We start from the raw sequence: 21,477 nt of genomic DNA on the forward strand, positions 1-21,477 counted from the left end.
TTCCTTTATGGTTTTTTCGTTGAAAAGATCGTATCCTGTTTGTTTCCCCCTGCTTTAAGGTAGGCTAAAAGATCTTTCAATTCTTCACCGTTCAGCCGGTCGATCAGACCGGGAAGCATAATGGAGATTTCTGAAAGACGAGTGCGAACGACATCCTTCTTCTCGATTTCCCGTAGGGTCTGCGGTGCAAAGGGGTTTTGTGAGATATAATATTTATCGGCATCCTGTTTCATCAGCCTTCCCAGTATGGAACCGCCGTCCTTCAGATAAAAAACGGTAGCGGAAAACTGATCGGATATGGTTTTACTGGGATCGATGATAGCTACCAGCATATCCTTATAGGAGAACCGGCTCCCTATCTGCGTGAGATCGGGGCCGACGACTCCGCCCTGGCCCTGCATCGTATGACAGGTACTGCAGAGGGAGGCATCGAACATAGCTTTGCCACGCTCAAAATCGCGTTGGGAAAGGCCGTCCTTCACCAGGAGAAGGGCGGTATCCACCAGCCAGTCTTTTCCTGGTCCTTTAGGTTGCTGACCCGAACCCGTTATACCGGAAGCAGCTCTGCTGACCAGGGAGTCCCCGGAGATCGTATTAAAATATGCCAACCGGTCCTTTGGAACATTCTTCAAGGCATTTTTGCGGGCCAGGTCGATAAAGCCGACAAAACTATGACCCCCTTTGTAACCAAATGCCTTTTCAAACCAACGGAAATATTTTTCCTGCAATGCAGGAGTCCACCCGGTTTTGGCCTGGCTCAGCACATTCGCATAATAGGTTTGCTGACCCGGAGGCACGTTGGCCAGCATTTTGGCAATATCCAAACCATATTGAGGATTCCTGAGGATCAGATCGGAGGATTGGGTTACGGTTTTTTGGTCGGAAGCATCGTCTTTTGCTGTTTCCAGCAGGGCCATAGTTTTTTCCACAGCTCCGGGAGCTTCCAGGTAAACCAGTATTTTGCTCAACATCCTGTTCAGATTATTAGTCTTGGCAGGATAGTTCGGGTTAAGATAAGAAATCACTTGTGTTTTAACCGCAGCGGAAGGCTGACCCAGGCGCAGCAGCACCAGTTCAAAGGCACGCAACAGGTCGATCTGCTGATCATCGGACAACTGTGCGTAAGGAGCTGTAACCAGGGACTGCAAAGCTTTATCCTTCAGGTTCGGATTTCCCTGACGGGCGAGTGCAATGATGGCCTGGGTAAGGGCGATGGGATCTTTCTCTGCCAGGGCCCTTTCCTGCCATTGGCTTACCGGTTGGTGTTCTACGGCAATTCTTGCTGCAAAACGAACAAAACGATCAGGATGTTTCAGATTAGGCCATGCGAAATCAAGTGCATCAGCCTTTGGAGCACCATGAAAGGTTTCCAGTTTCCTGCGGATCTTTTGTTCCTCATTTAGTACGACAGGAGCCAGCTCTTCTTTGTTCCCGGTATTATCGCCAAAGTATACGCGGTAAAGATCGGATTCGAGCCTGCGGCCGCCGGTAAGAAAATACAGGGCTCCATCAGGGCCGATCTGGCCATCGGTCAGCGGTAAGGGTGATCCGGATACGAATTCTTCCCCTTTCGTCTTATAGGTGGATCCATCGGGGTCCAGGTGAACGGAATAGATGATCCCGAAACTCCAGTCGAAAGCAAATAAGGATTTGCGGTATTTTTCCGGGAACCGGGCAGTATGGCCGCTAAAGAAACTGGTCGGTGAACCCTGCCCTACATTAAGTACGGGGGGAAGATTATCCGGAAAAGTGGGCGACCATTTATCCGTTCCGGGGCGCCATCCGAATTCACCGCCGCTGGGTACCTGGCAAATGCGGGTAGGCCGGTACCAGGGAAGCCCGAAATCCCATTCCATATCGGAGTCATAGGTAAACAGATCTCCTGCATCATTGAAGGTCAGGTCAAATGGATTCCTGAATCCGGAAGCAACCAGATCCCAGTTCGTTCCGGTAGAATCGAGGTGTGCGATCCATCCGCCATGTGTATTTACTGTATTGTCGTGTCCGTTAGGGTCCCTGATCAGGGGGAAAAGATTGTCGATCTGGTAAACGGGAAGTGCACTGTAACTATCCATTTTCGGGATCTTGGTGAAATTCCCTGCAATGACATAGATCGATTTTTTATCGGGTGCCAGCACTATACTATGCGGCCCGTGTTCACCTTCTCCTTCCAGCAACTTAAGGGTAGAGACTTTATCATATTGATCATCTCCGTCCGTATCCTGGAGACGATACAGACCGCTGTTACGGGAATGCGCCCTGTCTCCTTCATCATTCACCATTACATAGAGGCTGTTAAAGGCGTACAACAGACCATGCGCATACCCGATCCTCCTTCCTTTTTCAGAAGTATCTCCCGGGATCTTCAGCTCCAGTTTTTCAACTTTTATTTTCGATTGATTGGTATCCGAACCGATAGCAGGAATGGTCAGCCGGTACAGATTTCCATATTGATCCGATGCGATCATTCTGCCTTTATCGTCAAAGGTCATAGCGACCCATGAGCCCTGGTCTTTTTCCCCCGGGCTGTATAGGTGGTCGGCATGAAACCCGGCCGGCAGCTTAAGATGAGCGATCTTTGGATCCTTGGAAACGACAACCTGCGTATCAGCCTCCTTGGCATTATTACAGGATGCAACTGACAATACAAGCAGACCAATTGGAAAGAATAGTTTTACACGCGGAAAGTTTAGACTCATGATGGCAATTTAAGGTAGGCAAGTGTATGAATATTAACCTGTTTAACTGTCCTGCACCGTCATGTATCCTTTCCGGTCTTCCGAACGGTCAGGTCACTTCTCCGGCATGCCCAGGGCTGATTTCCCGGTAATGTCGGCATTTGCCCGGCAATTTCAACCGAATTTGTTTGACTTGGTAATCCTATTAATAATCTACCTTTAAAAGCAGTAAATATGAAAGCAATCTTTATTACAGAAAAAGGCGGTCCTGAAGTCCTTCAATTAAAAGAAGTGGCTAACCCCGTCCCGGCAGAGGGTGAAGTATTGATAAAGGTCAGGGCAATAGGATTAAATCGCAGCGATATCCTTTCCCGCAAATCGAAATCGTATAGCCAGGGAGATTCACCGGAGATCCCGGGTCTGGAAGTTTCCGGCATGATTGAATCCACCGGGCCGGGAATAATGCGATGGAAAAAGGGAGATAAAGTCTGCGCTCTGGTAAATGGAGGAGGTTATGCTGAATATGTGGCGGTTCCGGCAGGTCAATGTTTACCGGTCCCAAAAGGTCTTAGCCTGGAAGAAGCGGCTGCTCTTCCGGAAGTCTTTTTTACTATCTGGCACAATGTATTTCAACGGGGAAGATTACGCAAAGGGGAAAACTTTTTAGTCCATGGTGGAACCAGCGGTATCGGCGTAAGTTCCATCCAGTTAGCCATTGCCTGGGGAGCGAAGGTATATACGACGGCAGGGACCGATGAAAAATGCCGGTTCTGCGAAGGTCTGGGCGCTCAAAAAGCAATCAATTATAAGACCCATGATTTTGAGTATGAATTAAAGGGAATAAAAATAGATACCATTCTCGATATGACCGGCGGTGAGAATGTAGAAAAAAATATCCGTGTGCTAAATACAGACGGCCGCCTGGTATTCATCAACGGTATGCAGGGGATGCAGGCCACTATCGATATCGGCGAGATCATGCGCAAACGGGTCATTGTTACCGGCAGTATGCTCAAACCCAGGGACACGGCCTTTAAGACGGCTCTTTCCCATGAAGTAGAAAAAAATATATGGCCATTGATGGCAGAGGGAAAGATAAAACCCATTATTTATAAACAACTACCTCTGGAGCAGGCCGCGGAAGCACAGCGGTTGATGGAAACCAGCGAACATATCGGGAAGATATTATTGATCGTGGGGTAAAAGTCACGATCATTAACGAATTTCAAGGTCTGATAAAACCCATTCCAAATGCCGTACCAACACCCAACAAGGCGCCGGCCGTAACATCGGAAGGATTATGAACCCCCAGATACATGCGGGAGTAACCGACGGATGCGGCCCACAAAAAAGAAGGAGCGATCACATACCATTTAGGATAAGCCCGTGACAATGCCGTGGCCGTACTGAAAGAGAGAGAGGTATGACCCGAAGGGAAAGAATATCCGCCGTTGCGGTAAACCGGGGTAAAATACACATTGACCACGAATGGCCGCGGCCTTTTGATCAATTGTTTGATCCCGTAATTCAACAAGGCGCTAACGGCTCCGCTGCTGGCAATATATAGAGCGTTCTCTTTCATGGGCACATCGTTTCGGATCAGACCGGCAACGAGCAGACCTGCGGGAAGGGCAATATTGACATAATTATTGGCATCTGAGATGGCACGCCACACGATGGTCTGGCCAGGGGTCCTATGAGCAGCCAGGTTGTTCAGTATCCTGAAATCCAATCTTTGCAGCCCGGATTGTCCAAAACCGGATTGCCCAGGCTCTGGCGGTAGCGGCAGATATTGCGCGTTTAACGAACTATGAGCATTTAAAAAGAATAAAGGCAGGAGGACAGTATAGATCCATAACCGGTACCGAATAACGTAATTTCTTATCCCCACTCTACTAATTTACTTTATTTTCCCAAATACATCTGTGACCTTATTTTTTTCCCAATTATTTTTTCATTTTTTTTTGGGTTCCGTCTCCAAAAATTTTTCCAGGGCATCCAGTTTGCCCGTCCAGAATATCCTGTATTGATCAACCCAGTCTGAGACTTCCCGAAGTTTTTTACAATTCGCTTCGCAATACCGATCCCGCCCTTGCTGAGTCACCAGGATAAGCCCGCACTGCGTCAATATTTTAATATGTTTCGAAACAGCCGGTCTGCTGATCGGAAAATTGTCCGCAATAGTATTCAGGTTCAGCGGTTGCCGCGAGACCAGGTGAATAATCTCCCGCCTGGTTGGATCTGCGATTGCCTGGAAAACATCCCTTCTCATAAGGCAAATATATAGGAAACCCTTTGGTTACTGAAAATTGGCTTACTTTTAATCAGCAAATTTTCTCCATTACATGAAACTACTTTCTATCATTTTATTCCTCATCACAGGGGTTTCTTCTATTGCCCAAACTCAATTATCACAAAAACTGGATTCCTTATTCAGGGAACAACTGGAAAATGGGCCCGGCATTGCCCTTCGTATCGAAAAAAGGGGAGAGATCCTTTACCAAAAAACAACAGGCCTTGCAAATGATTCTTTGGGATCCCGGATAGATTCTACCACCAACTTCCGGATGGCCTCTCTCTCCAAGCAGTTCACCGCCATGGGTATTCTTTTGTTGGAAAAAGAACACCGGCTTTCTTTCAAAGACCCCATCCAAAAATACTTTCCGGAATTACCGGCCCGGATCGGGCAAAAAATATTGATCAGGCACCTGCTCACCCATTCATCGGGATTGATGGATTACGAATCACTGATCCCGGCTTCCCAATCAAAACAGGTATTGGATGCCGATGTGCTGGCACTTCTGACAAGCCAGGATTCCCTTTATTTTTCTCCGGGAAATCAGTTCAGGTATAGCAATTCAGGGTATTGTCTCCTAGCCCTGATCATTGAACGGATTTCCCATCAGTCATTTTCCACTTTCATCAAAGAAAAGATATTTATTCCGCTGGGTATGAACAACTCTGTTATTTATGAAGAGGGGCTGCCTATCCGGAACCGTGCCATGGGATATGCCAGGGATTCCCCGGGAAGGATCATTTTTTCCGATCAAAGCATCACAAGTGCCACCAAAGGAGACGGAGGGGTATACACTTCCTTGATTGATTATGGCAAATGGCTGCGGGCACTTCAGCAAAACAAACTGGTCCGGCTTCCTGAAGTATTACGTGGACTCCGCTTTCGAACCTCTGCAAAGGAAAATTACTTTTACGCAGCAGGCTGGTTTATTATAGCCTCTCAGCCAGTGACTTTATTTCATTCAGGAAGTACCTGTGGTTTTGCCAATTTCGTGATCCAGTTACCCGGGGATGAATGGAGCATCGTGTATTTTTCAAATCTGGCGGAGAATACCACACCATTCCACAAGATTATCCAGGTATTAAAAGATACAGGGAACGAAGATTTTACACAGGTATTCCTTCTTCACGATCTTACCCGTTAAAATTCAAAATCACTAAACCACATTGATCCTTTCGCGGATCTTCTTTTTATCGATCTTACCCACGCTGGTTTTGGGAATGGAGTCTACCAGTTCGATCTGTTCGGGCATAGCCCATTTACTGATGTGTCCACTGTTTATATACTGCTGAATATGTTTTTTTATTTCTATCACGGACAAGATTTGACCGGGTCTGGCCACAACCAGGGCATAGGGCCGTTCTCCCCATTTTGGATCCGCCATGCCCACAACGGCCGCTTCAGCCACCCCTCCATACAAACCGATCAGATTTTCCAGATCGATGGAAGAAACCCATTCCCCGCCGCTTTTGATCACATCTTTGATCCTGTCGGCTATCCTGATTGAATATACAGGATCTATGGTGGCGACATCACCGGTATGCAGATAGCCCCCTTCCCACAAGTCGGCCCCCTTCCCTGGTTCTTTAACATACCCTTCAGTAAGCCAGGGAGTTCGCAGAACGATTTCCCCCTGTTCTTTATCGTCTGCAAGGGCTTCCTTTCCCTCCGGAGTGATCAGTTTTATTTCCACAAAAGCGACAGGAACGCCGGTTCTCGTACGGGCATCCACCTGCCATTCCAGGTCTTTGTCTTTATCTTCGCGACGGATAATGGTAGTAGCGATCACCGGACAGGTCTCCGACATACCATAACCGGCCATTACATCCATTCCTCTCTCCAAGGCTGCCTTGGCCAGCATTTTCGGAAATGCCGCACCGCCAATGATGATCTTCCAACCAGAAAGATCCATGGTGGCTGCTTCAGGGCATTTCAGGACCATCTGTAAGATTGTCGGCACACAATGCGATATGGTAACCTTTTCCTGGTGATATAAGCGGGCAATCAGGACTGGATCCATTTTACCGGCATACACCTGTTTCATGGAATACTGAGTGGCCAGGAAAGGAAAACCCCAGGCATGGACATGAAACATGGGGGTCAGGGGCATATATACGTCATTCGTAGTCAGGCGACAGGACGCTCCATCAACAAAACCCAGGGTGGATGCCAGGCTCATGGTATGAAGGACTAATTGCCGGTGGGTGAAATACACCCCTTTCGGATCTCCGGTAGTGCCGGTGGTATAAAAAGTTGTCGCTACGGCATCTTCATCGAAGTCCGGGAATGAATAGGTATCTGCCTGTTCTGCTAAGAGCGTTTCATATTCACCGTCGCTGTGGACAGTTGGAGAAAGAGCCTGGCTGTTATCTTCCTTCTTCCCTTTATCGGTCAGGAAAATGACTTTTTTTACCGTTGGCATCTCGCCTGAAAATTTTTCCAGCAAAGGAAGAAAATCTTCATGCACGAACAATACCTTATCCTCGGCATGATTGATCGTAAACAGGATCTGTGCAGGAGAAAGACGCCAGTTAATCGTATGTAGAATATTACCTGTCATGGGAATCCCAAAATAACCTTCCAGGTAACGATGGCTGTCATAATCCATTACCCCAACTGTCTCCCCGCCCTCCAGGCCAAGGTCCTGCAGTAAGTTCGCCAATCTGCGCACCCGCCGGTTCAATTCAAAATAATCGAAGCGGACCAGGTCGCGGTAAACGATTTCCCGTTCGGGATTCAATACCAGGGAATAAGCCAGCATACTCTTGATGAGTAAAGGGAAGGGCCTGCAGGTGGCAGCCGGGGAGATCTTTTTGATTTTCATAATACAGGCAATTGTCAGGATCTTTCAAATAAGAATGAAGATAAGACATGGCGGGGAAAATGTGTATGATACCGGGATGAAAAAACGGATCAGGCCGCTAAATGTTTATCGAATCCCAAAAGAACAAGTCTTTCATAAGCTTCCCATACATCGACAGGGATTTCCTGGTAGATCTGGAACCCTTTCTCCGGATAAATTTTTATCCGTTGTAAATCGCCTACCATGCTATTAATGACCTTTTCCATGGGAATTTCTGCAGTGGAGTATTCATCGAAGGGGATCTGGGGTGAGGTAACGATCATTTCCTTGCCGGGCCATTGTTTGGCAAAGGTGGCATAGGTTCTTCTTTCCATATATGGCTTTTGCACGAGCAGGAAGGTTTCCGGATCAAGGCTCTTCTCTTTCAACAATTGCTGCGTAAATAAAATATTTTCTCCGGTATTGGTGGACCGGTTCTCAATAAAGATCGCCTCGGCCGGTACGCCCCTATCCAACGCGATCCTTGCGAAACGATCAGCCTCCGGGTCTTTCCATATCCCCCGTGTGACATTTCCGAGCCCCCCGGAAAGGATAATTATCGGCGACCAACCCTGAAGATATAACTCTGCGCCCCGTTCAGCCACCCTTAAATCATGACTACCCAGGACCAGGATACAATCACAGGGTTTAGGCGTATGATGGAGATGATGATAGTCCCATAATTTTCTGGCGTCCCGGAGTACATCTTTGGTAATCATATAGCAGGAATAATGTATTTGGCAAATATATCAGTTTCTCCATGAACTATCCCGAAAACCAGTTCAAAGAATACCCGTTCAACAGGTAGAGGGAGAAAATGAGATCCTGATTTCCATCGGAGGTAAAGCTCCGGGAGGGTACACTGGAAGATTCAGGAATCGGTTGCCCGGAAACGGTAGCCAACACCCGATTCCGTGAGGATATATTCGGGGTAATTAGCATCTTTTTCTATCTTTTTACGAAGTTGTCCGATAAACACTCGGAGGTATTGCAGCTGGTCGATATAATCAGCTCCCCAGATTTCTCGCAGGAGAAATTGATGGGTAAGGACTTTTCCCTCGTTTTTCCCAAAAAGGGCCATTAGCGAGTATTGGGTGGCCGTAAGCCGGATCCACTCGTTATCCTTTTTCACCGTGCGTGCGGAAAGATCGATCTCCATGCCTTTCAGACGGATCACCGGGTCATTGCCTTCAGGAATAGTTCCGCGTAAAGCGGACCGGATCCTGGCCAGCAATTCTCCTGTCCGGAATGGTTTGACCAGGTAATCGTTTGCACCATTATCGAGAGCCGCTATAATATCGGTTTCATGGCTCCGGACAGAAAGAACGATAACTGGTGTCAAACACCATTCCCGCATCTTTTTCAGGATGGAATGTCCGCTTTCGTCCGGTAGCCCCAGATCCAGCAGGATCAGGTCGGGGGAATGATTGACGGTTTTAGCCAGGCCTTCTCTCCCGGTAACGGCTTGCATGACCGCATATCCATTGGATTGAAGGGTGATCTCCAGCAAACGTTGAATGGATGTTTCGTCATCGATAACCAGAATCTCAGCAGCGCTCATGAGCCCGTTAGTTTTAGAAAGAAAAATTCAGCAGGCAGGTCAATCACAAACCTAGCGCCGCCGTTTCGCCTGTTGGACAATTCGATCGCCCCGTTGTGCGCCTCAATAAAACCTTTGACAATGGACAATCCTAACCCGGACCCCCTGGAATTATCGAGACGGTAGAATTTTTCAAATACTTTTCCGATCTCCTTCTCCGGGAAACCAGGCCCATCATCTTCTACCACGATCATCAGCCGCATATTGGGGCAATCGGCCCGAATGCTGATCAGGGTGCCTTCAGGAGTGTAAAGGATGGCATTAAAAACCAGGTTATAAATCACCTGTTCCATTAATCCATAATCCATCCGGACCAGCGGAAGATCCGGCCGTATATCGACTTCAATCTTATGACGGGTCAATGATTCTTCCAGACTTTGAATAATACCGCATACCAGTTCCTGGATATCACACCAATCCTTCCTGGGCTGAATGAACCCGGATTCCAGCCTGGACATGCTCAGCAGATTCTCTACCTGCCGGTTTAGCCGCAAAGAAGCTACGGCTATCTCGGAAAGAAGTTTTTTATTGTCACCTGCGGAAAGTCTGGAAGGTTCATCGAGCAAGTTATCCGTAGCGCCGATGATAGTTGCGATTGGGGTACGTAATTCGTGTGATAAAGAGTTCAATAATGTATCATACAACTTTAAGGTATTTGTCTTTTCTTCTTTTTGACGGCTTATCTTTTCGATCTGTCTTATTTTATAAGTCAGCACAGAATTGACCAGGGCAATGACAAAATACATAGAAAGTAATATTTTATCTTCCGTATTGCCTACCCTGAAATTATACCGGGGTAAAAGAAAAAAGAAATCCCATATCAAAGCACTCAATAAAGTAGCCAGTAAAACAGGTAAAATAGTGAAGAAAAGGGCGATAATGGAAACAGTGAGCAATAGTATAAAGGCTACTACCTGAGGCCCCATATAAGCCGATAAGGAAAAACAGATCGCTGAAACGAAACAGACCAATAAAAGACTTAGCAAATATTGTTTTTTTCTGCTAACCTGGTCATAAATTAGAAAAGGAGAAAGTATTAGGGGTTCTGGCATAATTTTCATATTGATATATTTTTAATATGATTAAATCAAAAATATACTTACGAAAAATAGCGAATTATTTACAATAATTAAACATTAATTTATTTTATATATAATATCCAAAGTCTTTAACCTGTTTAAAAACAAACAATTACCCAGGGCATTTTCATAATATTAAATAATTAATATAAAAAATTACATGCTTCTTTATATACCAAAAAAAGGGAAAGGAAGCCCCAATGCTTCCTTTCCAGTCTTCAAAAACAAAAACTAAAAACTTCCGGTTATTTAAATTGACCTATACATAGATCTCATTCTTTTTAATTGGACTATCATTAGACGATCTCCTGCTCCTTTAATCCCTGAGGAGTAGCAACAAGAAGGGTCCCCTGGACATATTTTTCGTCGTGCTGGCTGGCATCGAGTCCTTCTTCTTCTTCCATCTTGCTGACACGGATCGGAACGATGAAATTAATGAACTTGAAAATGAGCCAGGATACGGAGAAACTATACGCTACCGCAATGGCCATTGCCTTTAATTGTGTCAGGAAAAAATCCATATTGCCATAAGCCCAACCGTTATTGCCTGCGGCATTGACAGCCTTTGTAGCGAATATACCCGTCATCAGCATTCCGACCATGCCTCCGATACCGTGACAGGGGAATACATCCAGCGTATCGTCCAGTACCGTTTTGGTGGCTTTAAAATGCACCGCCAGATTGGAAATGACAGCTGCCAGCACCCCGATAAAGATACTTTGCGGAATAGCTACAAAACCTGCAGCAGGCGTGATAGCGACCAGCCCGACAACAGCCCCCACGCAGAAACCTATAACAGAAGGTTTTTTACCCCTCAGTACGTCGAAGAACATCCAGGAAAGACCGGCAGCAGCTGCAGCCGTATTGGTTGTGGAAAAGGCAGAAACTGCAAGGGCATTTGCACCCAGGGCGGAGCCTGCATTAAATCCAAACCAGCCAAACCACAGGAGGCCGGTACCGATCAAAATATAAGGGATATTCGCCGGAGCGGTAGCCAGATTATCTATATGTGATTTTCTACGTTTTAAAACGAGAGCCCCTGCCAGGGCAGCACAACCGGCAGAAATATGAACCACTGTTCCGCCGGCAAAATCCAGGGCTCCCATTTTAGCCAGGAAACCATCAGGATGCCAGCTCCAATGCGCCAGAGGAGCATATACCAACAGACTGAAAAGGACAGTGAACAGCACATATGCAGAAAAACGCATACGTTCTGCGATCGCGCCAACCACCAGTCCGGGGGTAATAATGGCAAACATCAACTGAAACATGGAAAATAACGGTTTGGGAATAGTAGCCGCCCCGACCCAAGGCTGTCCCGAAGCAACTCCTTTATAAAAGAAATTTGTCAGCGGGTTGCCGATAACTCCGCCGATCGAATCCCCAAAACAAAGACTATAACCTACCACGATCCATAAAACGCCAACCACTCCCGCAGCAACGACACTTTTCATCATGGTGGAAAGTACGTTCTTGCGGTTCACCATTCCCCCATAGAAAAAAGCAAGACCCGGAGTCATTAAAAACACCAGGGCCGTAGCCACCAGGATCCAGGTAGTATCTGCCTGGTTATATTTCCCATCGTCAAAATTTGGAAGAGTGGGAATAAAAATGGAAGCGATCGCAACGGCTGCCAGGGTTAAAAACGGCAATGTACTTTTAAGAGTGAGTTTTGTCATAATTCTCAGTTGTTTCATGTTATTAAAAACAATAATTCGTTAGATCTGAGATGAAAATTATAAAAAAAACGTAAAAAATTTATACTTTTTTATATTTATATATTCATTATATGTAATAATAATAACGATAATATATTGATTATAATATCATTACGCTCTAAAAAAATATTATCCCGCCCATTCGCATATATTAAGAAATCATAAAAAAACGCCCCAAAAGGGCTAAATAAATGAATAATATTCAAAAGAAAAACCCCGGTATCTCTACCAGGGTTTTGTTTTTTGAGAAATAGTGACTCTTTGTGACAACTAATCAAGGAATAGTGTTGAACCTTAATCTACTACTACACCCCGATCGTCTGATCTTTTTATTAAATTTCCCATTCATGCCCGGGGTTACCAAGTTAATTCAACCAATTTCCTTCACTTTTTAACCAACAAGCACTCAGCTTCAATTGTCCGAATATTGAATACCGGATGGCATTGGTTGAAAAGGATCGGAAAAAGGGGGAAAAGGGTAGTATTTTTGAACGGATGAATCTTTTTAATAAAAAGGCAAGCCCTGTACAATTGCAGTTGCTCGTATGGGGGGTGATCCTGGTGATCAATTTCTTTTCTTATCTGCCCATGGATGGTATTATCATGGCAGCAACCTATACCGTTTTCAATACCTGCTGTTATGCCCTGATCATTTATGGCAATATCAGCTTTCTTTATCCCCGCTATTATGAGAAAAAAAGATATGTCTTGTACATTTTTCTCACAACCCTGTTCCTGTTGATTACCGGTGTATCCAAAGCCCTGATTTCCCAGTTCATCTACAATCATTTTTTTGCGGTCAAAAAGGAACCCGTTACTGCAGGCAATATCATCTATGTCGCGACAGGCAGTCTGGTGATCTTCATCCTGAGTTTTGTATTCCGGATCGCCCTCGCCTATTTCAAACTGAAACAACAGGCCGAACAAATGCAGGAACAAAAAAGCCTGGCTGAACTAAATCTCCTGAAATCACAAGTGCAGCCTCATTTCCTTTTTAATACGTTGAATAATATTTATTATGAAGCATTCCTGGAGTCCCCGCGAACCGCGTTGCTGATCGGACGTCTATCAGAGATCATGCGTTATTTTGTGGATGAAAGCCCTAAAGAAAGGGTCGCACTGGCCACTGAAATGCAATTCCTGGAGAATTATATCGCCTTGGAAAAGATCCGGATCCGTCATGGAGTAAAGGTTGTGTTTATAAAGGAGATAGAAGGGGATCATACTATCCCGCCGATGTTATTAATGACCTTTGTAGAAAATATCTTCAAACATGGTATCGACAGGTCCGGTATCGAAAACCAGATCACCCTTTCTTTATTGGAAAGAGAGGGTTACCTGCTTTTTCAAACGGAGAACAAACTTCCTGAGATCCATACCAGTACCATAAAAGTAGGCTTCGGCATAAAAAATCTGCAAAAACGGCTTACCTTGTTATACGGAACCGATTTTGAATTAAATGTCGTCCGTAGCGAACCTTATTATCATGCATTTCTAAAAATCCCGCTTGTATGAACCTGCGTTGCCTGATCGTGGATGATGAACCAAATGCGGTGAACTTATTGGAAATGTTCATCCTTCAAAATACCGGCTGGCAATTACTGGCTAAATGTTATGATGCCATGGAAGCTCTGGCTTTTCTGAAAACCAATCCGGCTGACCTCATTTTCCTGGATATCAATATGCCTCAGCTCAGTGGCATGGAGCTGGCCGGACTGTTACCCAAAGAGACGAGGATCGTTTTCACGACCGCCTATTCACAATATGCCGCCGATAGTTATAGCTTTCAGACGATAGACTACCTTCTTAAGCCCATTACCCTCAAACGGTTCTATGCGGCCCTCCAGAAGGTCGAAACATATTTTGAAAGATCAGGCACCGGGGGGACAGGGATCAAACCGCCCGCCATTTCTCCTTCAGACGAATATTTTTTCATAAAATCCGGCAGGATGCTGCATAAAATACTCCTGCGGGACATCCTTTATTTCGAAGGGGAAAAGGAATATGCCCGGCTGGTATCAGCCAACGACAAGCTTTTGATATACAGACGTTTAAAGGACATTGAGGAACAGTTATCTCCTTCCTTTACCCGGGTGCATAATTCCTACATAGTCAACATTGCGCAAGTGGATACGATCAGGGACAATCACATCTTCATCGCCGACAAACAGATCCCCATCAGCGAAAAATTTAAGGAAAATTTTATGAATATTATCCGCAAAAGAGTCTTCTAGTCCGCAATTATGCACCAGCATCCACGTTTATGATTAGTATAACAAATTAGCGTTATACCTTAGTGGCAATCCATTGTATTTATAACCCTTCCTGTCTATGTCCAAAATGGTCCGGATTTTCTGGTGCATCTTTTTTATTGGCCTGGTTGCTTTAACTGTTTTGCTTACCCTTGTTGGCTCGGGTCGCTTCGGTAAACTACCGTCCCTGGCGGAGCTGGAGAACCCATCCGTCCTCCTTGCTTCAGAAGTCTATGCGGATGATGGGAGCCTGATGGGGAAATATTATACTGAAAGAGGCAACCGAACCCATGTGGATTATGGAAAGATCTCGCCGAACGTTATCCATGCCCTGGTAGCCACAGAAGATGAACGTTTTTATGAACACTCCGGGATTGACGGCATCGGCGTATTACGGGCCGTCCTGAAATTTGGAAAGGATGGCGGAGGCAGTACATTGACCCAGCAGTTAGCCTTTAATATGTTCAATGGGGAAAGATCGCGCAACCGGTTGGAGAGAACGCTGCAAAAATTAAAGGAATGGGTGATAGCCATCAAACTGGAACGCAATTTTACCAAAGAGGAAATATTATCCTTATACCTGAACGAAGTTTCTTTCAGCGATAACATTTATGGTATCCGGAATGCTTCCAGGACCTTTTTTCAAAAAGACCCTGATCAGTTGAGCGTAGATGAGGCTGCCGTATTGGTGGGTATGGTCAACAATCCCCGCGTTTTTAATCCCAGGACCAATCCAAAGGCCGCTCTGGACAGACGCAATCTGGTGATCAACCGGATGGTAACCAATAAATATTTACCGGCAGATCAGGCCTCCGATCTTAAAAAAAAGCCCATCGATCTTGGCCATTACCGGAAACTGGATGAGAACAATGGTGTTGCCCCTTATTTCAGGGATGTCTTGCGGGCAGATATGAAAAAATGGTGCAAGGATCATATTAACCCGGCCACCGGGGAATCCTACAACCTATACCAGGACGGGCTGAAGATATATACCACCATTAATCCCCGAATGCAGACCTATGCAGATGAAGCGGTGGCCAGGCAGATGCCAGTCCTGCAAAAAGCGATGGATGCCCAGGCAGGGATTCGTACCGGAAAGATCTGGCAGGACCATAACAATGTCCTGGAAGCCGCTATGCGCAGCAGCGATCGCTGGAAGAATGAAGACCAACAGGATATGCCGGAGGAGGCCATCCGCGCCAGTTTCATCAAACCGGTTAAAATGAAAGTCTTTGCCTGGAATGCATCCAGGGAAAAAGACACGGTAATGACACCGTTGGATTCTATAAAATATCACCGGCAGATGCTCCAAACGGGTTTTATGGTAATGGACCCTGTTTCCGGGGCTGTCAGGGCCTGGGTGGGCGGCATCGATGTTAAAACCTATAAATTCGATCACGTAAATATAAATACGAAGCGTCAGGTCGGTTCCTCCATCAAGCCTTTCCTGTATAGCCTTGCCATAGAAGATTTTAATTTTACGCCTGAAACGCAGTGCGAAGCTGTTCAACAATTTTTTCCTGCTTATAACAGTTATGTACCGGCCAGAGCCAATCCCAAGGTCAGCGGAACCCGAACAATGGCCGTCGGACTGGCCTGGTCCATTAATGAAGTAGCGGCTTATATCGAAAAACAATTCGGTCCCGAAGGACCTAAACGGTTTGCGGATTTTATCAAACAGATCAATATCCCCACCCCGGTGGAGCCCTACCCTTCCCTGGCGCTGGGTGCATGTGAACTTTCCCTTTTTGAAATGCTTGGAGGATATACCATCTTTCCTTCCGGAGGATTCAGTACCGAGCCTTATTATATCACCCGCATTGAGGACAGACATGGAAATGTGCTGGCAAGATTCGGATCCGAACACAAGGAAGTCCTCAGTCAGTCTACCGCCTATACGATGACCCGTATGATGCAGGGGCCGGTTGATTTTGGGACAGCAGCGGGATTGAGAAAGCGGTTAGGTGTAACCGAGATGGGTGGCAAAACGGGTACTACGAATGACAATTCCGATGCCTGGTTCATGGGCTATACTCCTCAATTGCTCGCCGGTGTATGGGTTGGTTGTAATGACCGTTTCATCCGTCTTCAGAATGGTCTTGGAATGGGCGCACAGGCAGCCCGCCCGGTTTGGGAGTATTTTTTCTCCAAAGCCCTGAATGACCCCTCACTGGGACTGAATAAAGGTGCCCGGTTCGTAAAACCCGACAGCGTAAAGCAGCAATATTTATATGATCATGGCAATGTAGATTCGATACCTCCGCCCGGAGCCGAAGGAACCGATCAGGGCAACGGAGAGTCGGGAGATTACCTCCAGGATTCGACAACTTCCAAAACTCCGGGAAGTCAATATTAAAAAGTAGGCTAAACACAGGATAACCTATCCCGCCAGGATACTCCTCCGGGAATGAAAAACTCTTTGGATTTCATAAGAACTGGCTCACAAAACCCTTTACCATAAAGGGTTTTATTATTTTCTTAACAGGTTTGCCATCATCATTCCGGCCTTAACTTGTCTGGTTGGAAATGCAAATGCTTTGTACTTTTACATCAGCAGGAATCGAAGAATTTATAAAATATAATCTTATGACTACGATTTTAAAAGATCTTATTTTTGACAAAGAATTAGTAGATCAGTTAAAGAAAATGAAGGTGAATAAAGATAAGTTATATATCCAGTTAATAAATGGAAAGATCACCCTGCAGGAATATATTGCCGCTGTGTAATCAAAAAGAGCAAAGACTCTTTATTCTTACTACTTACTCTTTTTCATTCTTACCCTTTTTCCACCTGGAATGAAAAATGATGGGTAGCGAGTTTATACCCTTTATTCAGGTAAAGGCGATGAGCATCGTGCCGGTGAAAACCGCTGTCAAGTTCAACGGAAGTCCTGCCCTCCTCTTTGGCGAGTTGGTGAATATGATCCAGCAAACGGCTTCCATAGCCTTTCCCCCGGTAAGCAGGCAAGGTGGAAAGATCATCAATATAAATACTTTTTCCGTTAAACAACTTGTGCATGGCCCTGAAACCGGCAAAGGCCACCACCACTTCTTTCCCGTTTTCCCCGATCGAACCATACAGTAACCGGTATCCATCCTTGCTCATTTCCTTTATTTGTTCCAGGAAGCCTGTTGGATCCGTGACATGCGGACGAAGCGTTCGAACCACTTCCAGGCAATTCATGATTTCTTCGTCTGTAGTGGCATACCCGATTTTCATATTCTTATATTATTAAATTTTTCAACTAAAATAACGAATTTTTTCTCTTTTTTATTCGCGTTAAAGCTGAGGGTTTACTCCGGTTGGAGGCGTTGGCTAACCCCCAGCCTGTTCCAGGCATTGATCGTAACGACAGCCATAATGAGCTGACCTGTCTTTGCCTCTCCAAATAAAGCAATCGCTTTTTTATATACTTCATCAGAAAGGCCATGTTGATGAATAAGCGTGATCTCTTCGGTCAATTCCAGAATCACTCTTTCTTCTTCGCTGAACTGAGGCGATTCCCTCCAGGCATTCAGCAGATAAATGCGTTGCTCGGTCTCCCCCATTTTCCGCGCATCTTTCGTGTGCAGGTTAAGACAATAAGCACATCCATTTAGCTGGGAGGCCCTTATCTTGATCAATTCCTTGTGTAAAGGAGCAATGCCGGTGGTTCCCAGGTATTTCTCCAATTCAAACATCCCTTTGTAGGCCTCAGGCTGCACTTCTTTTAGTTTAAATCTTTGTTCCATGATTGTATCGGTCTGTTTTTTGTTTCGGTCTGTTTTTTTTGTAAAACTACTGGCTTTTGGACTACTTTTAGGGTCCAGATTTAACAAATAAAGTAGGCCACCAATATGTTACCCTTTCCCACCCTTATCACGATTGACAGAAAGGCTGATTTTTCTGTATATCAGCAAATCGCCAATCAGTTAGCCAAACTGATCCGGGACGGGATTATCCAACCGGGATCGCGTTTACCCGGGAGTCGTGAAATGGCGGCCTTCTTAAAAGTGCATCGCAAAACGGTCGTTGCCGCTTATGAGGAACTCGATGCGCAGGACTGGATAGAAATTACGCCACGCAAAGGAATCCATGTATCTCCGCGTTTGCCCGGTTTAAAACCAAGAAGCTTTAAATCGTCTGCCCGTCCTGCAGGATTTGCAGGCCCTGCAGGGTTTTCAGTTCCCCATGTAGGAACGATACCGGAGGTTCTTCCTTCTAATCAGGATCATCGTTTTATTATCAATGATGGCATGCCGGACAGCCGGTTAGCGCCAATGGATCTTTTAATACGAACCTATAAAAAATTAATTACGGGGAAAAACCCCCCAAAGCTTTTTCCACAAAGCAATTTAGCCGGTGCCTTAACCTTGCGGGATGCCATCTCCCGGTTTTTAACCGATAGCAGGGGCCTGACGATCGGGCCGTCCAATACCCTGATCACCCGCGGGGCTCAAATGGCTATCTACCTGGCCGCCCGGTTAATTCTGAAAAAGGGAGACCAGGTGATCGTAAGCAAACCGAATTATTTTCTGGCCGATAGTGCATTCGAAGAAGCCGGAGCGCGCCTTTTGCGGGTACCTGTTGATGAACAGGGCATCGATGTAGCAGCGGTGGAAGCTCTCTGCAAAAAAAAGAAGATCCGGATGCTTTATATTATTCCCCATCACCATCACCCTACCACGGTTACCCTAAGCATGGACAGGAGAATGAAGTTGCTGGACATCATTCACCGGTACAAACTTATAGTAATAGAGGATGATTATGATTATGATTTCCATTATAGTTCGGCCCCTATTCTCCCACTGGCCAGCGCCGATCATGGCGGTCAGGTGATCTATATAGGAAGTCTAACCAAATCCCTTACCCCTTCGATCCGCATGGGGTATATGATCGCTACCCCTGACCTGATCGAAAAGGCCACACAGCTAAGACGGATCATTGATATCCGCGGAGATTATCTGATGGAAGAAGCTATGGCTTTATTCATCAGGGACGGAGACCTTGCCAGACACCTCAAAAAAACGAACAAGATCTACCGGGAACGAAGAGATTATTTCTGCGATCTGCTGACTCAGCAAATTGGTAATAAAATCTCTTTTTCCAAACCGGATGGAGGATTGGCGATTTGGGCGCGGTTTCATCCCAACTACCCCTTACCGGCTATTTCTGCCAGGGCTTCTTCTTTGGGTTTGTTTATGAATGACGGACGTTATTATAACGGAAAAGAAAATTATAATGGTTTGCGTTTGGGCTTTGCTTCCCTGCAACCAAAAGAAATGGATCAGATCATTGAGATCCTCCGGCAATCCTGCCCTTAATATTATAAAAAAATTGCTTTAAAATCCATGAACAAAAAATAGTTTTGTTTGTAAACATGGCGAACCAACGGAGATAATGCGGAATGCTAAAAATTTTTAGAATATCAGGTTTAAAAATAGTCCTACTGGCTTTGGTTATAGCAGCCAAGGGGCAGACTTATTCGGAACCTGGCCAGGCATTTGCCCGGGCCAGGCAATCCGGCAAACAGGTCCTGCTGGTTTTCTCAGGTTCCGATTGGTGCATTCCCTGCATCCGCCTTGAAAAAACGGTCCTCGCCGACAGTTCTTTCCGGCGATTTGCCGATTTGAACCTGGTTATGCTGGAAGCTGATTTCCCGCAGCAAAAAAAAATACCACCGTCCCTCAAAGCCCAGTACGAAGAATTGGCCGGAGAATTTAATGCGGAAGGATCTTTCCCAAAGATCGTCCTGCTTGACTCCAAACGGAAGTTCATAACGTCCATTCCCTTTACCGGTCAAAAACCTGCAGAATTAATCAGACAGATCCGGGGAGTCCTGGCTCCCTTATAAACGTTATGGAAAAACACCAGATCCAAATCCGGCTGATGGGTTCCGATTTCGAACTGATCGTTATCGGAACGGACAGGATTTCGGCAAATCTTCGTTTGCAGGAAGGGATTCGGGAAATTCAGCGGATTGAAAATTTACTCACCGAATTCAGCAATCATTCACAAACCTCTCAATTGAACGATGGCGCAGGCGATCATCCTGTCGTAGTAGATGCAGAGGTGTTCCAGTTGGTACAGCGATGTCTCCATCTTTCAGCTATTACGCAGGGAGCCTTCGATATCACATCCGGGGTACTGAAATCGTTATATAATTTTAAGGAAAGAAAAGCAAAATTACCGGAGGCCGCTGCATTAGCGGGTGCTATGGAGCGGGTTGGCTACCGGAAAATCCAGGTTCTTCCGGAGAACAAACTTTATCTCACAAAAAAAGGAATGCATATCGGTTTCGGAGCCATCGGCAAGGGCTATGCCGCCGATAAGGTAAGATCGGTATGGAAAAGTCAGGGCGTACAGGCTGGGGTCATTAATGCAAGCGGAGACCTTACCGCCTGGGGCTGTCAACCGGATGGAAGGCCCTGGAAAATAGGGATTGCAGATCCCCGCGACCCATCGCGCATCCTTTTGTGGCTCGCTGCAACGGATTGTTCCATTGCTACGTCAGGTAATTATGAGCAATATTTTGACATAAACGGGATACGCTATTCCCATAATATCGATCCCCGTACCGGTTTTCCGGTCAAAGATATTAAAAGTGTAACTATTATAAGCCCTTCCGCTGAATTGTCCGATGCGCTGGCAACAGCCGTGACTGTGATGGGAAAAGAGGTTGGATTACATTTTATCGAACAATTACCGGAAGTCCATGGAATAATAATCGATAATAAAGACCGTATCTATAAATCCAAAAATATCCAAACACATGTATATAAAGAAACACATGGATATAACGATGAACTTCTTCCAACCTAAGACTATAACCCTGGCCATAATAACAGTGGTCTTGTCTTTACAGGGCTGTTCCACGGTGAAGCCTTATCAAAAAGCCTGGTTAAATGATGCTAATATGAAGCTGGGAAAGCTGGATATAGAGAAATTTGACGAGAGTATTCATACCTACCGGGAAGGAGCCAGTGGAGGTGGCAATGGAAAATCCAGCGGAGGATGCGGCTGTAATTAGAA

General features: G+C 45.7%; 20 protein-coding genes. 10 read left to right on the top strand and 10 right to left on the bottom strand.

The window, feature by feature from the left end; translation table 11 throughout:
• Positions 1 to 5: 5 nt before the first annotated feature.
• Positions 6 to 2,699 (bottom strand): c-type cytochrome, encoded by a 2,694-nt coding sequence (locus ACX0G9_RS26660; RefSeq protein ID WP_459068025.1) that lies wholly within the window; start codon positions 2,697 to 2,699, stop codon positions 6 to 8.
• 213 nt (positions 2,700 to 2,912) lie between these two features.
• On the opposite strand from ACX0G9_RS26660, the gene ACX0G9_RS26665 reads away from it, so the two are divergent.
• Complete coding sequence (locus ACX0G9_RS26665) at positions 2,913 to 3,881, top strand: NAD(P)H-quinone oxidoreductase (protein WP_459068026.1); 969 nt, start codon at positions 2,913 to 2,915, stop codon at positions 3,879 to 3,881.
• A gap of 22 nt (positions 3,882 to 3,903) precedes the next feature.
• Here the strand turns inward: ACX0G9_RS26665 and ACX0G9_RS26670 are convergent, their stop codons facing one another.
• Both ACX0G9_RS26670 and ACX0G9_RS26675 read right to left on the bottom strand, forming a co-directional pair.
• Complete coding sequence (locus ACX0G9_RS26670) at positions 3,904 to 4,569, bottom strand: phosphatase PAP2 family protein (protein WP_459068027.1); 666 nt, start codon at positions 4,567 to 4,569, stop codon at positions 3,904 to 3,906.
• A 63-nt stretch (positions 4,570 to 4,632) separates the two neighbouring features.
• Positions 4,633 to 4,950 (bottom strand): ArsR/SmtB family transcription factor, encoded by a 318-nt coding sequence (locus tag ACX0G9_RS26675; RefSeq protein WP_459068028.1) that lies wholly within the window; start codon positions 4,948 to 4,950, stop codon positions 4,633 to 4,635.
• Between the two features lie 73 nt (positions 4,951 to 5,023).
• Between ACX0G9_RS26675 and ACX0G9_RS26680 the strand changes: the two genes are divergently transcribed.
• Positions 5,024 to 6,118, top strand: coding sequence for a serine hydrolase domain-containing protein (locus ACX0G9_RS26680; protein WP_459068029.1), 1,095 nt, complete (start codon positions 5,024 to 5,026; stop codon positions 6,116 to 6,118).
• A 12-nt stretch (positions 6,119 to 6,130) separates the two neighbouring features.
• On the opposite strand, the gene ACX0G9_RS26685 is transcribed toward ACX0G9_RS26680, so the two are convergent.
• The 5 genes from ACX0G9_RS26685 to ACX0G9_RS26705 form a co-directional block, all read right to left on the bottom strand.
• Positions 6,131 to 7,798 carry a fatty acid--CoA ligase gene (locus ACX0G9_RS26685; RefSeq protein ID WP_459068030.1) on the bottom strand — a complete coding sequence of 556 codons (1,668 nt, stop codon included), beginning with the start codon at positions 7,796 to 7,798 and terminating at the stop codon, positions 6,131 to 6,133.
• A gap of 89 nt (positions 7,799 to 7,887) precedes the next feature.
• On the bottom strand, positions 7,888 to 8,535 hold the full coding sequence (locus tag ACX0G9_RS26690; RefSeq protein WP_459068031.1) for a YdcF family protein: 648 nt from the start codon (positions 8,533 to 8,535) through the stop codon (positions 7,888 to 7,890).
• A gap of 152 nt (positions 8,536 to 8,687) precedes the next feature.
• On the bottom strand, positions 8,688 to 9,377 hold the full coding sequence (locus ACX0G9_RS26695; protein ID WP_459068032.1) for a response regulator: 690 nt from the start codon (positions 9,375 to 9,377) through the stop codon (positions 8,688 to 8,690).
• Positions 9,374 to 10,468 (bottom strand): sensor histidine kinase, encoded by a 1,095-nt coding sequence (locus ACX0G9_RS26700; protein WP_459068033.1) that lies wholly within the window; start codon positions 10,466 to 10,468, stop codon positions 9,374 to 9,376. Before ACX0G9_RS26700 ends, ACX0G9_RS26695 begins: the two co-directional genes overlap by 4 nt.
• Positions 10,469 to 10,791: 323 nt before the next feature.
• The gene (locus tag ACX0G9_RS26705; RefSeq protein ID WP_459068034.1) at positions 10,792 to 12,174 is read right to left on the bottom strand and encodes an ammonium transporter; all 1,383 of its coding nucleotides are present in this window, start codon (positions 12,172 to 12,174) and stop codon (positions 10,792 to 10,794) included.
• Between the two features lie 477 nt (positions 12,175 to 12,651).
• Between ACX0G9_RS26705 and ACX0G9_RS26710 the strand changes: the two genes are divergently transcribed.
• From ACX0G9_RS26710 to ACX0G9_RS26725, 4 genes are all read left to right on the top strand, one after another.
• Positions 12,652 to 13,728 (top strand): sensor histidine kinase, encoded by a 1,077-nt coding sequence (locus ACX0G9_RS26710; RefSeq protein ID WP_459068035.1) that lies wholly within the window; start codon positions 12,652 to 12,654, stop codon positions 13,726 to 13,728.
• Positions 13,725 to 14,447 carry a LytR/AlgR family response regulator transcription factor gene (locus tag ACX0G9_RS26715; protein ID WP_459068036.1) on the top strand — a complete coding sequence of 241 codons (723 nt, stop codon included), beginning with the start codon at positions 13,725 to 13,727 and terminating at the stop codon, positions 14,445 to 14,447. The genes ACX0G9_RS26710 and ACX0G9_RS26715 overlap by 4 nt, the downstream gene beginning before the upstream one ends.
• 97 nt (positions 14,448 to 14,544) lie before the next feature.
• Complete coding sequence (locus ACX0G9_RS26720) at positions 14,545 to 16,821, top strand: transglycosylase domain-containing protein (RefSeq protein ID WP_459068037.1); 2,277 nt, start codon at positions 14,545 to 14,547, stop codon at positions 16,819 to 16,821.
• A 230-nt stretch (positions 16,822 to 17,051) separates the two neighbouring features.
• Complete coding sequence (locus tag ACX0G9_RS26725; protein WP_459068038.1) at positions 17,052 to 17,192, top strand: hypothetical protein; 141 nt, start codon at positions 17,052 to 17,054, stop codon at positions 17,190 to 17,192.
• A gap of 49 nt (positions 17,193 to 17,241) precedes the next feature.
• On the opposite strand, the gene ACX0G9_RS26730 is transcribed toward ACX0G9_RS26725, so the two are convergent.
• Together ACX0G9_RS26730 and ACX0G9_RS26735 are read right to left on the bottom strand one after the other, a co-directional pair.
• Positions 17,242 to 17,685 carry a GNAT family N-acetyltransferase gene (locus ACX0G9_RS26730; protein ID WP_459068039.1) on the bottom strand — a complete coding sequence of 148 codons (444 nt, stop codon included), beginning with the start codon at positions 17,683 to 17,685 and terminating at the stop codon, positions 17,242 to 17,244.
• Positions 17,686 to 17,759: 74 nt separating this feature from the next.
• Positions 17,760 to 18,197: a carboxymuconolactone decarboxylase family protein gene (locus tag ACX0G9_RS26735; RefSeq protein ID WP_459068040.1), complete on the bottom strand. Its 438-nt coding sequence runs from the start codon at positions 18,195 to 18,197 to the stop codon at positions 17,760 to 17,762.
• 105 nt (positions 18,198 to 18,302) lie between these two features.
• Here ACX0G9_RS26735 and pdxR point away from each other — a divergent pair, with 105 nt between their 5' ends.
• The 4 genes from pdxR to ACX0G9_RS26755 all read left to right on the top strand — a co-directional run bounded on the left by pdxR (position 18,303) and on the right by ACX0G9_RS26755 (position 21,475).
• Positions 18,303 to 19,769: a MocR-like pyridoxine biosynthesis transcription factor PdxR gene (gene pdxR, locus ACX0G9_RS26740; RefSeq protein WP_459068041.1), complete on the top strand. Its 1,467-nt coding sequence runs from the start codon at positions 18,303 to 18,305 to the stop codon at positions 19,767 to 19,769.
• A gap of 131 nt (positions 19,770 to 19,900) precedes the next feature.
• A complete protein-coding gene (locus ACX0G9_RS26745; protein ID WP_459068042.1) occupies positions 19,901 to 20,299 on the top strand; it encodes a thioredoxin family protein in 399 nt (132 codons plus the stop codon).
• A gap of 5 nt (positions 20,300 to 20,304) precedes the next feature.
• Positions 20,305 to 21,267 (top strand): FAD:protein FMN transferase, encoded by a 963-nt coding sequence (locus tag ACX0G9_RS26750; RefSeq protein WP_459068043.1) that lies wholly within the window; start codon positions 20,305 to 20,307, stop codon positions 21,265 to 21,267.
• A complete protein-coding gene (locus ACX0G9_RS26755; protein ID WP_459068044.1) occupies positions 21,236 to 21,475 on the top strand; it encodes a DUF4266 domain-containing protein in 240 nt (79 codons plus the stop codon). Before ACX0G9_RS26750 ends, ACX0G9_RS26755 begins: the two co-directional genes overlap by 32 nt.
• Positions 21,476 to 21,477: the final 2 nt, after the last annotated feature.

The sequence above is a fragment of the Flavitalea flava genome (assembly GCF_054461575.1).

Excerpts from the sequence above, each read along its gene's own strand:
- ACX0G9_RS26660 (WP_459068025.1), bottom strand. The coding sequence starts at position 2,699 with ATGAGTCTAAACTTTCCGCGTGTAAAACTATTCTTTCCAATTGGTCTG.
- ACX0G9_RS26665 (WP_459068026.1), top strand. The coding sequence starts at position 2,913 with ATGAAAGCAATCTTTATTACAGAAAAAGGCGGTCCTGAAGTCCTTCAA.
- ACX0G9_RS26675 (WP_459068028.1), bottom strand. The coding sequence starts at position 4,950 with ATGAGAAGGGATGTTTTCCAGGCAATCGCAGATCCAACCAGGCGGGAG.
- ACX0G9_RS26680 (WP_459068029.1), top strand. The coding sequence starts at position 5,024 with ATGAAACTACTTTCTATCATTTTATTCCTCATCACAGGGGTTTCTTCT.
- ACX0G9_RS26685 (WP_459068030.1), bottom strand. The coding sequence starts at position 7,798 with ATGAAAATCAAAAAGATCTCCCCGGCTGCCACCTGCAGGCCCTTCCCT.
- ACX0G9_RS26690 (WP_459068031.1), bottom strand. The coding sequence starts at position 8,535 with ATGATTACCAAAGATGTACTCCGGGACGCCAGAAAATTATGGGACTAT.
- ACX0G9_RS26695 (WP_459068032.1), bottom strand. The coding sequence starts at position 9,377 with ATGAGCGCTGCTGAGATTCTGGTTATCGATGACGAAACATCCATTCAA.
- ACX0G9_RS26700 (WP_459068033.1), bottom strand. The coding sequence starts at position 10,468 with ATGCCAGAACCCCTAATACTTTCTCCTTTTCTAATTTATGACCAGGTT.
- ACX0G9_RS26705 (WP_459068034.1), bottom strand. The coding sequence starts at position 12,174 with ATGACAAAACTCACTCTTAAAAGTACATTGCCGTTTTTAACCCTGGCA.
- ACX0G9_RS26710 (WP_459068035.1), top strand. The coding sequence starts at position 12,652 with ATGGCATTGGTTGAAAAGGATCGGAAAAAGGGGGAAAAGGGTAGTATT.
- ACX0G9_RS26715 (WP_459068036.1), top strand. The coding sequence starts at position 13,725 with ATGAACCTGCGTTGCCTGATCGTGGATGATGAACCAAATGCGGTGAAC.
- ACX0G9_RS26720 (WP_459068037.1), top strand. The coding sequence starts at position 14,545 with ATGTCCAAAATGGTCCGGATTTTCTGGTGCATCTTTTTTATTGGCCTG.
- ACX0G9_RS26725 (WP_459068038.1), top strand. The coding sequence starts at position 17,052 with ATGACTACGATTTTAAAAGATCTTATTTTTGACAAAGAATTAGTAGAT.
- ACX0G9_RS26730 (WP_459068039.1), bottom strand. The coding sequence starts at position 17,685 with ATGAAAATCGGGTATGCCACTACAGACGAAGAAATCATGAATTGCCTG.
- ACX0G9_RS26735 (WP_459068040.1), bottom strand. The coding sequence starts at position 18,197 with ATGGAACAAAGATTTAAACTAAAAGAAGTGCAGCCTGAGGCCTACAAA.
- pdxR (WP_459068041.1), top strand. The coding sequence starts at position 18,303 with ATGTTACCCTTTCCCACCCTTATCACGATTGACAGAAAGGCTGATTTT.
- ACX0G9_RS26750 (WP_459068043.1), top strand. The coding sequence starts at position 20,305 with ATGGAAAAACACCAGATCCAAATCCGGCTGATGGGTTCCGATTTCGAA.
- ACX0G9_RS26755 (WP_459068044.1), top strand. The coding sequence starts at position 21,236 with ATGGATATAACGATGAACTTCTTCCAACCTAAGACTATAACCCTGGCC.